This window comes from Pseudomonas sp. BRM28 (assembly GCF_002939405.1).
GTDB classification, from domain to species: Bacteria; Pseudomonadota; Gammaproteobacteria; order Pseudomonadales; family Pseudomonadaceae; genus Aquipseudomonas; species Aquipseudomonas palmensis.
The window spans coordinates 623,146-636,648 of the sequence record NZ_PEFV01000001.1; the positions used below are offsets into that span (position 1 = coordinate 623,146).

Sequence of the window (13,503 nt, forward strand, 5' to 3'; positions counted from 1 at the left end):
ACGAAAACGCCCGCGCAGCCAGGGGGCTGCGCGGGCGTGGGGGCGTGCGAAAACTCAGTGGTGTTCGCGGGTGGCGCGGAATTTCACGTCCGGCCAGCGTTCTTCCATCAGCGCCAGGTTGACCCGGGTCGGCGCCAGGTAGGTCAGGTGACCGCCACCGTCGATGGCCAGGTTTTCCACGGCCTTGTTGCTGAATTCCTCGAGTTTCTTCTTGTCGTCGCAGCTGATCCAGCGCGCCGACCACACGGTGATCGGCTCGTAGCCGCACTCGACCTTGTACTCTTCCTTCAGGCGGCTGGCGACCACGTCGAACTGCAGCACACCCACGGCGCCGAGGATGATGTCGTTGCTGCGCTCGGGGAAGAACACCTGGGTGGCGCCCTCTTCGGCCAGTTGCTGCAGGCCCTGGCGCAGCTGCTTGGACTTGAGCGGGTCTTTCAGGCGCACGCGGCGGAACAGCTCAGGGGCGAAGTGCGGGATACCGGTGAAGCCCAGGCTCTCGCCCTCGGTGAAGGTGTCGCCGATCTGGATGGTGCCGTGGTTGTGCAGGCCGATGATGTCGCCGGCGAACGCCTCTTCGAGCTGCTCGCGCTCGGACGAGAAGAACGTCAGTGCGTCGCCGATGCGCAGGTCCTTGCCGGTGCGCACGTGGCGCATCTTCATGCCCTTCTCGTACTTGCCCGAGCAGATGCGCATGAACGCGATGCGGTCGCGGTGCTTGGGGTCCATGTTCGCCTGGATCTTGAACACGAAGCCGCTGAACTTCTCTTCGGTCGGCTCCACGGTGCGCTCATGGGCCACACGTGGCAGCGGACGTGGCGCCCAGTCGACCACCGCGTCGAGCACATGGTCGACACCGAAGTTGCCCAGCGCGGTACCGAAGAACACCGGGGTCAGCTGGCCGTTGATGAACTCGTCCTGGTCGAACTCATGGCAGGCGCCCTGCACCAGTTCCAGTTGCTCGATGAAGCGCTCGTACTCGTCACCCAGGTGGGCGCGGGCTTCGTCCGAGTCGAGCTTCTCGATGATCTTCACCTCGGTACGCTCGTGGCCGTGGCCCGGGGTGTAAACGATGATGTAGTCACCGGCCAGGTGGTACACGCCCTTGAAGTCGCGGTAGCAGCCGATCGGCCAGGTGATCGGCGCGGCCTTGATCTTGAGAACCGCCTCGATCTCGTCGAGCAGCTCGATCGGGTCGCGGATATCGCGGTCGAGTTTGTTGATGAAGCTGACGATGGGCGTGTCACGCAGACGGCACACGTCCATCAGGGCGATGGTACGTGGCTCTACGCCCTTGCCGCCGTCGAGCACCATCAGCGCCGAGTCCACTGCGGTCAGGGTGCGGTAGGTGTCTTCGGAGAAGTCTTCGTGGCCGGGGGTATCGAGCAGGTTGACCATATGGTCGCGATACGGGAACTGCATCACCGAGGTGGTGATGGAGATGCCACGCTGCTTTTCCATTTCCATCCAGTCGGAGGTGGCATGGCGGTCGGACTTTCGCGATTTCACCGTACCGGCGACGGCAATCGCCTTGCCCATCAGCAGCAGCTTCTCGGTGATGGTGGTCTTACCCGCATCGGGGTGGGAAATAATGGCGAAGGTGCGGCGTTTCGCGACTTCGGCGGCCTGGTTGGTCATGGGAAATCGCCTGACTGGAGATTCAAAAAAGGGCGGCGATTATAGCCCAAACTCACCCCCTAACTGAACCACTGGGTCGATCTGCGCTGGCCAAATGCCGCTTCGGATGGGAACCTTTGCGACTGCGGAGACGTCCACTGCCCTGTTACGAGATGTTACGTATACGGTTTTCAACCGTTCGTCAGGGTGGGTTTCATCGGCAACATGCGCCTGACGAGGCTGCGCTCATGGCGTGTTCCGCTCTACCGAAGCGACCCGCTGCTTATCGCGATCACACTGCCTGCTGCCTGGACCGGCAGCCGCCACGGGAGTGTGCCCGCCGACAAAAAAAAGGAGTCCGCCTGTGGCTAAACGCTATGGCAAGGGGCTGATGGGATGGGCCGCCGCGCTCGTCATCCTGGCCCTGCTGATCCACTGGATCGGCATCGATACGATCGCGCACTACCGCGCCGATCTGTGGTTCTACCTGCAAGCGCACCTGATGCTGGTGGCGTGCTCGATGGTGGCGGCGCTGGCCGTGGGTATCCCCGCCGGCATTGCCTTGAGTCGACCGCACCGGGTCGACCGCGCCGAACGCTTCATGCAGATCTTCAACATTGGCAACACCGTTCCCCCCCTGGCCGTTCTGGCCATCGCCCTGAGCTTTCTGGGCATCGGCGCAGGCCCGGCAATCTTCGCGCTGTTCCTCGCCTCCCTGCTGCCCATCGTGCGCAACACCTACGAAGGCCTGAAAAACGTCCCCGCCTCGCTCAAGGAAGCCGCCACCGGCATCGGCATGACCCCGCGTCAGACGCTGTGGCGGGTCGAGCTGCCCAATGCGGTACCCATCATCGTCGGCGGCGTTCGAGTGGCACTGGCAATCAACGTGGGTACCGCGCCGCTGTCGTTCCTGATCGGCGCCAACAGCCTGGGCAGCCTGATCTTCCCCGGCATCGCCCTTAACAACCAGCCGCAACTGTTGCTGGGCGCCGCCACCACGGCCTTGCTCGCCCTGCTGCTCGATGCGCTGGTCAGCCAATGCAGTCGCCGCTGGCTCGAACGCGGCCTGGCCAACTAAGCGAAGGAACCCCCATGAAAAGAATCGCCTTGTTGCTGGGCGCGGCCCTGCTGTTCGCAGGATTCGCCCAGGCCGCCGACAAACCCATGATCCGCCTCGGCGCGCGGGTGTTCACCGAACAGACCGTGCTGGCCGAAATCACCGCGCAGTACCTGCGCAGCCACGGCTTCGACGTGCGCATCACCGGCGGCCTGGGCAGCACCCTGGCGCGCAGCGCGCAGGAAAGCGGCCAGCTGGACATGGTGTGGGAATACACCGGCGTGTCGCTGGTGTCCTACAACCATATCGACGAACGCATGGACAGCGCCGAGGCCACCTACGCCCGGGTCAAGCAGTTGGACGCGAAGAAGGGCCTGGTGTGGCTGGCACCCTCGAAGTTCAGCAACACCTATGCCCTGGCGCTGCCGCGCAACATCGCCGAGCAGTACCCGCAGGTCAACACCATCAGCCAGCTCAATCAGGTGCTGCGCGACGAGCCCGACCGCAGCCATGTACTGGCGCTGGACACCGAGTTCGCCAACCGCCCCGACGGCCTGGTGGGCCTGACCCAGACCTACGACCTGCAGTTCACCCGCCGCGACATCCGCCAGATGGACGCCGGGCTGGTGTACACCGCGCTGCGCAACGGCCAGGTGTTCAGCGGGCTGGTGTACACCACCGACGGGCGCCTGAGCGCCTTCGACCTCAAGCTGCTGGACGACGACCTGCATTACTTCCCCGACTACACCGCCGCCCCGGTGGTGCGCCAGGCCGTGCTCGACGCCCATCCGCAACTGGCCGGGCTGCTCAAGCCGCTGGCCGAGCAACTGGATGACGAGACCATGCGCCAGCTCAATGCCAAGGTGGACGTCGAGCACCAGAGCCCGAGCAAAGTCGCCGCCGCCTACCTGCGCCAGCATCCACCTGCCGAGGAGCAACCATGAGTCTGCTTGATACCTTCGCCCACCTGGACTGGGCCCAGGTGCTGCAACTGACCTGGGAGCACATCACCCTGGTCGGCATCGCGGTCACCCTGGCCATTCTGATCGGCGTACCGCTGGGCATCCTGATGACCCGCTTTCCGGTGCTTGCCGGGCCTCTGCAGGCCAGCGCCACGGTGCTGCTGACCGTGCCGTCGATCGCCCTGTTCGGCCTGCTGCTGCCGTTCTATTCCAAGTTCGGCCAGGGCCTGGGCCCGCTGCCGGCGATCACCGCGGTGTTTCTGTATTCACTGCTGCCGATTCTGCGCAACACCTACCTGGCGCTGACCAACGTCGAGCCCGGCATACGCGAAGCCGCCCGCGGCATCGGCATGACCTTCGGCCAGCGCCTGCGCATGGTCGAGCTGCCGATTGCGGTGCCGGTGATTCTGGCCGGTGTACGCACCGCCGTGGTGATGAACATCGGCGTGATGACCATTGCCGCGACCATCGGTGCCGGTGGCCTTGGCGTACTTATCCTGACCTCCATCAGCCGCAGCGACATGTCGATGCTGCTGGTCGGCGCCGTGCTGGTGAGCCTGCTGGCCATCTTCGCCGACCTGCTGCTGCAAGCCCTGCAACGCTCGCTGACTCCAAAAGGACTGCTCAAATGATCGAACTTCAGAACCTGTGCAAGACCTTCCACAGCAACGGCAAGGACGTAAAGGCCGTCGACTCGGTAAGCCTGACGGTCAACGAAGGCGAGATCTGCGTGTTCCTCGGCCCGTCCGGGTGCGGCAAGAGCACCACCCTCAAGATGATCAACCGCCTGATCGCGCCCACCTCGGGCAAGGTGCTGATCAATGGCGAAGACACCACCGACCTGGACGCGGTGACGCTGCGTCGCACCATCGGCTATGTGATCCAGCAGATCGGCCTGTTCCCCAACATGACCATCGAGGAGAACATAACCGTGGTGCCGCGCCTGCTCGGTTGGGACAAGCACAAGTGCCACGAGCGGGCCCGCGAGCTGATGAGCATGATCAAGCTCGAGCCAAAGCAGTACCTGCACCGCTACCCGCGTGAACTGTCCGGTGGCCAGCAGCAGCGTATCGGCGTGATCCGCGCGCTGGCGGCGGATGCGCCGCTGCTGCTGATGGACGAGCCGTTCGGTGCGGTCGACCCGATCAACCGCGAGATGATCCAGAACGAGTTCTTCGAGATGCAGCGTGCATTGAACAAGACCGTGATCATGGTCAGCCACGACATCGACGAGGCGATCAAGCTGGGCGACAAGATCGCCATCTTCCGCGCCGGCAAGCTGATCCAGATCGACCACCCCGACACCTTGCTGGCGCACCCGGCAGATGACTTCGTGAGCAACTTCGTGGGCCAGGACAGCACCCTCAAGCGCCTGCTGCTGGTGCGTGCCGAGGATGCGGCGGACAACGCGCCATCGGTGAGCCCCGAGACGTCGGTGGCCGATGCGCTGGAGCTGATGGACGAACATGACCGTCGCTACGTGGTGGTCACCGATGGCCAGAACAAGGCGATGGGCTATGTGCGCCGGCGCGACCTGCACCGTCAGCAGGGCACCTGCGCGGACTTCCTGCGCACGTTCAACGCCACCGCCGCGCATGACGAGCACCTGCGCATCCTGCTGTCGCGCATGTACGAGTTCAACCGTTCGTGGTTGCCGGTGCTGGACGCCGAGAACGTGTTCCTGGGCGAGGTCACCCAGGAATCGATTGCCGCGTACCTGAGTTCGGGGCGTTCGCGGGGCATGAAGACCAGCATCGTGTCGCCGGCTGAGGCGGTGGCCTGAATAGCTCCACCGCGATCTACTGCCGAACAGACAAGGCTGACAACGCCGGTCCGGCAGGCCATGGCCTGTGCGATCGGCGTAGCGAAGGCGTTGTCAGAACCCTACACTGGCCTGCACATAGAACGTGCGCGGCTCGCCCAGGTAGATCCCCGAATTGTTGTCGCTGGAACGGGTGAAGAACTGCTTGTCGAAGATGTTCTTCACCCCCGCCGCCAGCTTCAGGTTCGACAGCTGCGCACCAAAGTCATACCCGCCCCGCGCACTCCAGGTCACATACCCCGGAATGTCGCCATACTGCCCATCAGCCGTCGGTTCGGTGATGTAGTCGCCGGTGAAGGCACCTTTGCTGGTCATGCCGGTACCCGGAGCACGCTGTTTGGATTGCGCATAGGCGTCCACATTCCAGGTCCAGCGGTCCACCTGGTAACGCAGCCCGGCATTGGCGATCTGGCGTGAGTAGAACGGCAGGTCGCGCCCTTCGAAGCCCGGGATCGCCCCTTCATAGGTGGCGCGGGTGTAGGTGAAGCCGGCGTTCGCACTCAAGCCCTGCAGACGCGGGTCCAGCCCTGCCAGGTCGTAGTGCATCGAGGCCTCGATGCCCTGGTGCTTGGTCGCACCCAGGTTGGTCCAGCCCACGTCGTTGCTGATGTACTGCAGCTCGTCATCGAAGTCGATGTAGAACGCGGTCAGCTCGCCGCCCCAGTTGCCGTTGTCATAGCGCGTGCCGATCTCGTAGGTCTTGGCCTTCTCGGCCTGCAGGCCGTTGGCGGTCTGGTCGCCCTGCCCGCCCTGGCCCAGCTGGAAGTACTGCAGGCTGCCGAACGAGGTCTCGTAGTTGGCGAACAGCTTCCACGCATCGGACAGGTGATACATCACGCTCAATGCCGGCAGCGGTTCGTTGCTGGTCACGCTGCGGCTCTTGGCCACCACCGGCTTGTTGCCCAGGCCCATGACCGGGCGATCGTTCCAGTCGGTGTTGATGTGCTCGAAACGCACGCCGGGGGTGATGGTCCAGTTGCCCACGTCGATCTTGTTGTCGATGTAGTAGGCGCTGGCCTCGGTGCCGCCGGTACGGTCCTGGTACACGTGGCCGTCGGATTCCGGGGTTACGGTGGGCACGTTGTCGATCAGCGCCAGGCGCGTGGCCTGCTCGTGCATGGCTTCCTTGAGGTAGCGATAACCGACGCTGACCTCCTGGGTGGCCGGGCCGGTGACGAACACCCGCGACAGGCGCGGCTCGACGGCAAAGGTGTGGTAGCTGCGCGGGTACGACGACAGCGTCTGCTGGTCGCGCGCGGCAATGCTGCTGCCACGGAAGCTGTCGGTGTAGTAGGTCTGCACCTCGAACTGGGTCACGTCGTCGATCTGGCGCAGGTACTTGAGCGAGACATCCTTGCGCCGACCGGTGAAGTTGTCGTGGTCGCGGTCGGACTGGTAGGGGTTCTTGTCGAACTGGGCCTGGGTCAGGCCGCCGGGCATGTCGGCCTTGCCATCGTAGTAATGGAAGTTCAGCGACAGCTCGTCACGGTCGGTCAGCGCCCAGTGGGTCTTGAACAGCACGTCGTCGATGTCGTTGCTGTTGTTGCTGCTGCGGTAGCCATTGCCCTTGACCCCGGAGTACAGCAACGCCGCACCCAGGCCATTGTCGGCGGTGCCGCCAAGGAAGGCCGACTCGATGTGCTTCCAGCCGCCATGACGCGAGGTCTGGATCGTGGTGCCCAGCTCGCCGGTGGCCTTCTCGGGGATGGCTCGGGTGACGAAGTTGATCACCCCGCCGACGTTCTGCGGCCCATAGCGCACCGAGCCTGCGCCGCGCACCACGTCGATGCTGTCCAGGTTGCCCGAGGAAATCGGCGCCATCGACAACTGCGGCTGCCCATACGGGGCAAATGCGGCGGGAATGCCGTCGATCAGCACCGTGGAACGCGGCGACAGGCGCGAGGTAAGCCCGCGCACGCCTACGTTCAGCGCGATGTCGCTGCCGCCGGTGCCGTTGGAGTCCTGCACCTGCACACCCGGCACCCCGCGCAGCACGTCGCGCACGCTCAGCGCGCCCTGCTCGACCATGGCTTCACGGCGTACCACGGTGCGCGCACCGGGGTGGTTCTGCACCACGCTTTCCTGGGCGTCGCCCAGCCAGTCGCCGACCATGCTGATGTCGGTAGGCGCCAGCTCCAGGGTGCCGGGCGCCGTGCTCACTGGCTGCGCCGCGTGCAGCACCACGGTGCCCTGGGAAATCTCGTAGGTCAGCCCGCTGCCCTGCAGCAGGGCCTGCAGTGCCTGTTCGGGGGCCAGGTTGCCGGACACCGCCGGGGCCTGCTTGCCGGCCACCAGGTCGGGGCTGAAGAACAGTTGCAGCGATGTCTGCCGGCCCAGCTGGCCCAGCGCCGCGGCCAGCGGCTGGGCCTGGATCTGGATGCTGGTGGGTGCCGAATCGGCGTAGCTGTTGGCGATGCCGCCGCTGACGGCCAATGCCAGTGCCAGCGGCAGCCAGCGTTTGGAAACCTTGTTGTTGTTCACGTCGTCGAGAAGTCCTGAGGGTCAGAAAATCGGCCACCGCCTGCGAATGAAAATGCTTGGCAGTTGCAGTTGGGCAGGAAGACGAACAACGGGAAAAAAACCTGAATCTATTTTGCGATTATTTCTTGCGAGCCATCGGCATGGGCCTTGATGGCCACCGGCAGGATGCTGGGCAAGGCGCGCAGCAGGGCGTCGGTGTCATCGGTGCTGAAGCTGCTGCTGAGGCGCAGCGCCGCCGTTTTGCCGGGAGCCACGCGCAGCGGGTGTTCGCGGTAGCGCGACACCTCGCGCACCACCTCGCCCAGCGGCACATCGTTGAACACCAGTTTGCCGCCGCGCCAGGCGGTCAACGCGGCGGCGTCCACCGTATAGGGCGCTGCCACCGCGCCATGGGCATCGATGTGCGAACCGAGGCCGGCGCTCAGCAGCGCCTGCCCCTGGCCGTCGCCCTGCACGCGCACCGAACCCTGCTCGACCGCCACACGGGTCTGCTCGCTGTCGCGGCGCACATCGAAGCGCGTACCGGTGACCGTGACCTTGCCATGGCCGGTGCTGACCACGAAGGGACGGGCCGTATCATGGGCAACGCTGAACATCACCTCGCCCTGCTCCAGGCGAATGTCCCGCTGCCCGGCACTGAAACTCACCTGCACCCGCGTGCGGCCGTTGAGCTCCAGGCGCGAGCCATCGGGCAGGTCGAGCTGGCGACGCTCGCCCAGGCCGGTCTGCATCTGGCCCTGGTAATTGAGCTGGTGCTGCTGCCAGCCGAACCAGCCAAGCCCTGCCGCGACCGCCACCACACTGGCTGCCAGGGCCTGGCGCAACAGGCGTCGACGCGGCAGCTGGCGCACCGGATCGGGCGCGCACAAGGCCTGCAGGCGCTCGCGCGGCAGCAGGTCGGCCGCGCCCCACAGGCGCCCGAGCAGGTCGTACTCATATTTATGCTGGGGGTGCTGCGCCAGCCAGGCATGCAGTTGCGCCTGCTGCTGGGGCGTCAGGGGCGCATCGCGGCCACGGGCGAACCATTCGGCGGCCTGGTCGCGCACGGCGTCATCGCCGCAGGGGCATGTGCCCTGATTCATGAAAACATTTGCCTGACTCATCTCGTTGACACATCCAGGTGCTCACGCAGATGCCGGAGCGTGCGGATCATATACTTTTCGACCATGTTCTTGGTCAAGCCCATGCGCTCGGCGATCTCGGCCTGGGTCAGGCCTTCGAGCTTCTGCCAGATGAACACCTTGCGGCAGTTGAGCGGCAGCTCGGCCAGGGCGCGCTCCACGCTGTCGGCCAGCTCCAGTGCATGCACATAGGCCTCGGGGTCATCGCCCGGGGTGGGCGACAGGTCCAGCCCTTCCTGCTCCAGGGCCTGGCGCCGGTCTTCGCGCCGGTAGCCGTCCACGGCAATGTTGCGTGCCGTCTGGTGCAGATAGGCGCGCGGCTGCTCGACTGGCAGGGCGGGGTTTTCCAGCACCCGCACAAAGGCATCGTGCGCGAGGTCCTCGGCCTGCTGACGACTGCGCAGCTTGCGGGTCCAGGTGCCGATCAGCTCATGGTAGTGGTCGAGGAAGCCTTTGTGTCGAGACACGGTGCGGGGGTCGTCGCTAGGCGGGAGGGAGGTTGCGAATAGTAATGTTTCTTATTAAACCCGGCAATCACCGCCGGGCGATTGCCCTGCAACAGCGCCCATGCGAGCGGCTAAAAATATGCACACACGCCCCGCTGCGAACGGTGCCCGTGCCCTGCCCGTTCAAGCTGTTTGCGTGCGCTTGCCCAACCTTTTGGGGCCATCGTCGCCGAAGTTGACGCCATCGTTGTTTTAGCTGAGTTGGCCTGCAAAAGCTGCGAACGTGCGGGTATTTTTAACGCTTCGCAAAACTTCGGGAACATCTGCCTGTCATCCGGGTCGGTTAAAACGAGGGGTGTCTGCAACGTGCGTCAGCGTAGCGAAAAAACGCGAGATTTTTTGTTGATCTTGAATCCTTCAGGTCCTAAAGTTCGCGCCGAGCGTCCATGCTGGAAACGATCCATCCGGCTCAAGTACTGACGACGAGACAGCAAGGTCACCCGCTGCGCAGCTTCTGCGACCCGGTTGACCTTTTTGCTTTCGGCGACATGCCTTGGGAAGTAGGCGAACCAAAGTGGGGATACGGAGGGCGCTCAGTTGCAGCCACTTATTCATTCAGTTTGCCCATGGAGTCCCCCAGCATGTCGATCCAGGTCGAAGACTACTTCGCACGCGATACCTTCAACAAAATGAAGGCGTTCGCCGACAAGCAAGAAACCCCGTTCGTGCTCATCGACACGGCCATGATCAGCAAGGCCTATGACGACCTGCGCGCCGGTTTCGAATTCGCCAAGGTGTACTACGCGGTCAAGGCCAACCCTGCGGTCGAAATCATCGACCTGCTCAAGGACAAGGGCTCGAACTTCGACATCGCCTCGATCTACGAGCTGGACAAGGTGATGGCCCGCGGCATCGGCCCGGAGCGCATCAGCTACGGCAACACCATCAAGAAATCCAAGGACATCCGCTACTTCTACGAGAAGGGCGTGCGCCTGTACGCCACCGACTCCGAAGCCGACCTGCGCAATATCGCCAAGGCCGCACCGGGCTCGAAAGTGTATGTACGCATCCTTACCGAAGGCTCCACCACCGCCGACTGGCCGCTGTCGCGCAAGTTCGGCTGCCAGACCGACATGGCCATGGACCTGCTGATCCTGGCCCGCGACCTGGGCCTGGTGCCTTACGGCATTTCCTTCCACGTGGGTTCGCAGCAGCGCGACATCAGCGTGTGGGATGCGGCCATCGCCAAGGTCAAGGTGATCTTCGAGCGCCTGAAGGAAGAAGACGGCATCGTGCTCAAGCTGATCAACATGGGTGGCGGCTTTCCGGCCAACTACATCACCCGTACCAACAGCCTGGAAACCTACGCCGAAGAGATCATTCGCTTTCTCAAGGAAGACTTCGGCGACGACCTGCCGGAAATCATCCTGGAGCCTGGCCGCTCGCTGATTGCCAACGCCGGCATCCTGGTCAGCGAAGTGGTGCTGGTGGCGCGCAAGTCGCGTACCGCCGTGGAGCGCTGGGTATACACCGACGTGGGCAAGTTCTCCGGCCTGATCGAAACCATGGACGAGTCGATCAAGTTCCCGATCTGGACCGAGAAGAAAGGCGAGATGGAAGAGGTGGTGATCGCCGGCCCGACCTGCGACAGCGCCGACATCATGTACGAACACTACAAGTACGGCCTGCCGCTGAACCTGGCCATCGGTGACCGCCTGTACTGGCTGTCGACCGGCGCCTACACCACCAGCTACAGCGCGGTGGAGTTCAACGGCTTCCCGCCGCTGAAGGCGTACTACCTGTAACCACGGGTCAGCTGCACACGAAAGGCGACGGTTGCTACCGTCGCCTTTTTTCATGGGCCCGCGCGGTCAGCTCAGCACACGCAGTACATGTGCCTCGAACTCGAGGTTCTCCCCGCTGATCACATTCAGGTAATCCATGCCGTCGGAGTGACGGTAGTTGCCGATGCTGCACTCGTAGGTGTCATAGAGCTTCAGTCGCAGCACGTCATGGTCGCCCCACTCCCCCAAGGGCTTGACCAGCCAGGGCTCGCTGGTACCCCCCGGGAACAGGCCCACATAGTGATTGAAGTTCTTGCCCACCGCCGCGCCCCGATAGAACCCGGTATCCGAAGAGCTGGAGATGTTGTAGGTAATGCGCCGGTCGGTGTGGGAGACGTAGTCGAAACGAAAATTGACCGGCTTGATGAGCCGGGTGTCGGTCATCACCTGCAACCAGCCATCGTTGTCGATGCCGCCTTCGACCAGGCTGATACCGATACGGCCCTTGTGGCCCGGCGTCACCGAGTAGAGGCTGGCGATGAACGAGAAATTCCAGGTGTCACTCATGGGGACCCCCTGCGCAGGCAAGGCCCGGGTGACTGGCAAGACGGTGGTTGCTGTTCATGGTCGATCTTCCTTGAGAAGCATGGGAGTGATCGAGCATAGAAAGGCGGCAGGCTAAACCCGAGAGTGAAGGCTTTCCGTGGCCTGCCGCGACACCTGCTCCAGACGCTGCCGATAGGCCCCCGCCATCGCCTGGATCTGCGGCTGCTCGGCCTGCTCCAGGCTGGCCACTGCAGCACGCAGGAAGTTGCCGTTACCCTGCTCCAGGGCCTTTTGCAGCCACACCAGCGACTGCTCCATGTGGCCTTGCTCGGCGAGGATCGCCGCATGGCTGAACTGCCCGCGAAAATCGCCGGCCTCGGCAGAAAGACGGTACCAGTGCATGGCGGCGTGCCGGTCGGCCGCGCAGGCCAGCCCCTGTTCCAGGTAACGTCCCAGCAGGTTCATCGACTTGGCGTGGCCGGCGTGGGCGGCCTGCTGATACAGGTGCAGGGCCGCAGCATGGTCCTGGCCCACCCCCCGCCCCGTGGCCAGCAGGTTGGCCAGGTTGTACTGCCCCCAGTCCAGCCCTGCGGCAGCGGCCGCACGGTAGTGACCGGCCGCCGCCGCCAGGTCGGCCTGCCCTCCCCACCCATGCTCCAGGCAGCGCCCGAGCATGTTGTGCCCCATCGCACTGCCCTGGCGGGCGGCAATGCCGAACCAGGTCCGCGCCAGTGCCGGGTCCTGCTCGATGCCACGCCCGTCGAGCAGGATCTGCCCCAGCAGCAGCTGGGCCTCGACAACGTTCTGCGCGGCAGCCGCCAGCAGGGCCTGGGCCGCTTTGCCCGGACTGTGTTCGATGAGTTGATGCAACTGGTCGATATCGACCTGTTCTTCGCGACGCAGGCTGAAGGTCACGGCTCAGACCTCTGCCCAGCGGCGCAGCAGGTTGTGGTAGGTGCCGGTGAGCTGAATCAGCGACGGGTGGTCGGGCACATCCACCGTGAGCTGCTGGATGGCGTTGTCCATCTCGAACAGCAAGGCCCGCTGGCTGTCCTCGCGCACCATGCTCTGGGTCCAGAAAAACGCCGCATAGCGCGCCCCGCGGGTTACCGGGTTGACCTTGTGCAGGCTGGTGCCTGGGTACAGCACCATGTCGCCTGCCGCCAGCTTGACCTGCTGCAGGCCATAGGTGTCCTGGATCTCCAGCTCGCCACCGTCGTATTCGTCGGGGTCGCTGAAGAACAGCGTCGACGACAGGTCGGTACGTACCCGCTCATGGCTGCCACGCGGCTGGCGGATGGCGTTGTCGATGTGAAAGCCGAAGCTGCCCCCTTCGCGGTAGCAGTTGACCAAAGGTGGGAACACCTTGAACGGCAGCGCCGCCGACATGAACCGCGGGTTGCTCCACAGGCGCTCGATCATCGCGCTGCCGATTTCCTTGGCCAGCGGGTGCGCCTCGGGCAGCTGCAGGTTGTGCTTGGCCTTGGCCGACTGGTAGCCCGCGGTGATCTTGCCGTCGGCCCAATTGGCCTGCTCCAGCGCCTGGCGAATACGCTGCACTTCTTCGCGGGTGAACAGGCCGGGAATGTGTAAAAGCATGGCGCAGGCACCAGGGGTCGGCTAAAGGGCGTCAATGGTATTGATTCTTATTGAACCAGTACAAGCCC

12 protein-coding genes are annotated in these 13,503 nt (G+C 64.1%); 5 read left to right on the forward strand and 7 right to left on the reverse strand.

Annotated elements, in window-relative coordinates:
* Positions 1 to 54: 54 nt before the first annotated feature.
* Positions 55 to 1,638, reverse strand: coding sequence for a peptide chain release factor 3 (locus CR917_RS02915; protein WP_043862501.1), 1,584 nt, complete (start codon positions 1,636 to 1,638; stop codon positions 55 to 57).
* 343 nt (positions 1,639 to 1,981) lie between these two features.
* On the opposite strand from CR917_RS02915, the gene CR917_RS02920 reads away from it, so the two are divergent.
* From CR917_RS02920 to CR917_RS02935, 4 genes are read left to right on the forward strand one after another with little or no spacing between them, the layout of a single operon-like run.
* Entirely contained in the window at positions 1,982 to 2,695 is a 714-nt protein-coding gene (locus CR917_RS02920; RefSeq protein WP_054916398.1) for an ABC transporter permease, read from the forward strand.
* 14 nt (positions 2,696 to 2,709) lie between these two features.
* Positions 2,710 to 3,618 (forward strand): glycine betaine ABC transporter substrate-binding protein, encoded by a 909-nt coding sequence (locus tag CR917_RS02925; RefSeq protein WP_058541416.1) that lies wholly within the window; start codon positions 2,710 to 2,712, stop codon positions 3,616 to 3,618.
* The gene (locus CR917_RS02930) at positions 3,615 to 4,268 is read left to right on the forward strand and encodes an ABC transporter permease (RefSeq protein ID WP_043862504.1); all 654 of its coding nucleotides are present in this window, start codon (positions 3,615 to 3,617) and stop codon (positions 4,266 to 4,268) included. The genes CR917_RS02925 and CR917_RS02930 overlap by 4 nt, the downstream gene beginning before the upstream one ends.
* Complete coding sequence (locus CR917_RS02935; RefSeq protein WP_058541415.1) at positions 4,265 to 5,419, forward strand: betaine/proline/choline family ABC transporter ATP-binding protein; 1,155 nt, start codon at positions 4,265 to 4,267, stop codon at positions 5,417 to 5,419. Before CR917_RS02930 ends, CR917_RS02935 begins: the two co-directional genes overlap by 4 nt.
* Before the next feature lie 93 nt (positions 5,420 to 5,512).
* Here CR917_RS02935 and CR917_RS02940 read toward each other — a convergent pair whose 3' ends face one another.
* From CR917_RS02940 to CR917_RS02950, 3 genes are all read right to left on the reverse strand, one after another.
* On the reverse strand, positions 5,513 to 7,939 hold the full coding sequence (locus CR917_RS02940) for a TonB-dependent receptor (protein WP_043862506.1): 2,427 nt from the start codon (positions 7,937 to 7,939) through the stop codon (positions 5,513 to 5,515).
* A 107-nt stretch (positions 7,940 to 8,046) separates the two neighbouring features.
* Positions 8,047 to 9,021 carry a FecR family protein gene (locus CR917_RS02945; protein WP_054916402.1) on the reverse strand — a complete coding sequence of 325 codons (975 nt, stop codon included), beginning with the start codon at positions 9,019 to 9,021 and terminating at the stop codon, positions 8,047 to 8,049.
* A 17-nt stretch (positions 9,022 to 9,038) separates the two neighbouring features.
* Positions 9,039 to 9,527 carry an RNA polymerase sigma factor gene (locus tag CR917_RS02950; protein WP_043862508.1) on the reverse strand — a complete coding sequence of 163 codons (489 nt, stop codon included), beginning with the start codon at positions 9,525 to 9,527 and terminating at the stop codon, positions 9,039 to 9,041.
* A 620-nt stretch (positions 9,528 to 10,147) separates the two neighbouring features.
* Here CR917_RS02950 and CR917_RS02955 point away from each other — a divergent pair.
* The gene (locus CR917_RS02955; RefSeq protein WP_043862509.1) at positions 10,148 to 11,311 is read left to right on the forward strand and encodes a type III PLP-dependent enzyme; all 1,164 of its coding nucleotides are present in this window, start codon (positions 10,148 to 10,150) and stop codon (positions 11,309 to 11,311) included.
* A gap of 66 nt (positions 11,312 to 11,377) precedes the next feature.
* Here CR917_RS02955 and CR917_RS02960 read toward each other — a convergent pair whose 3' ends face one another.
* The 3 genes from CR917_RS02960 to CR917_RS02970 form a co-directional block, all read right to left on the reverse strand.
* Positions 11,378 to 11,857, reverse strand: coding sequence for a hypothetical protein (locus CR917_RS02960; protein WP_043862510.1), 480 nt, complete (start codon positions 11,855 to 11,857; stop codon positions 11,378 to 11,380).
* A 111-nt stretch (positions 11,858 to 11,968) separates the two neighbouring features.
* Positions 11,969 to 12,751, reverse strand: a complete 783-nt coding sequence (locus CR917_RS02965) for a tetratricopeptide repeat protein (RefSeq protein ID WP_054916404.1) — start codon at positions 12,749 to 12,751, stop codon at positions 11,969 to 11,971.
* Positions 12,752 to 12,754: 3 nt separating this feature from the next.
* Positions 12,755 to 13,435: a Fe2+-dependent dioxygenase gene (locus CR917_RS02970; protein WP_058541414.1), complete on the reverse strand. Its 681-nt coding sequence runs from the start codon at positions 13,433 to 13,435 to the stop codon at positions 12,755 to 12,757.
* Positions 13,436 to 13,503 lie beyond the last annotated feature (68 nt).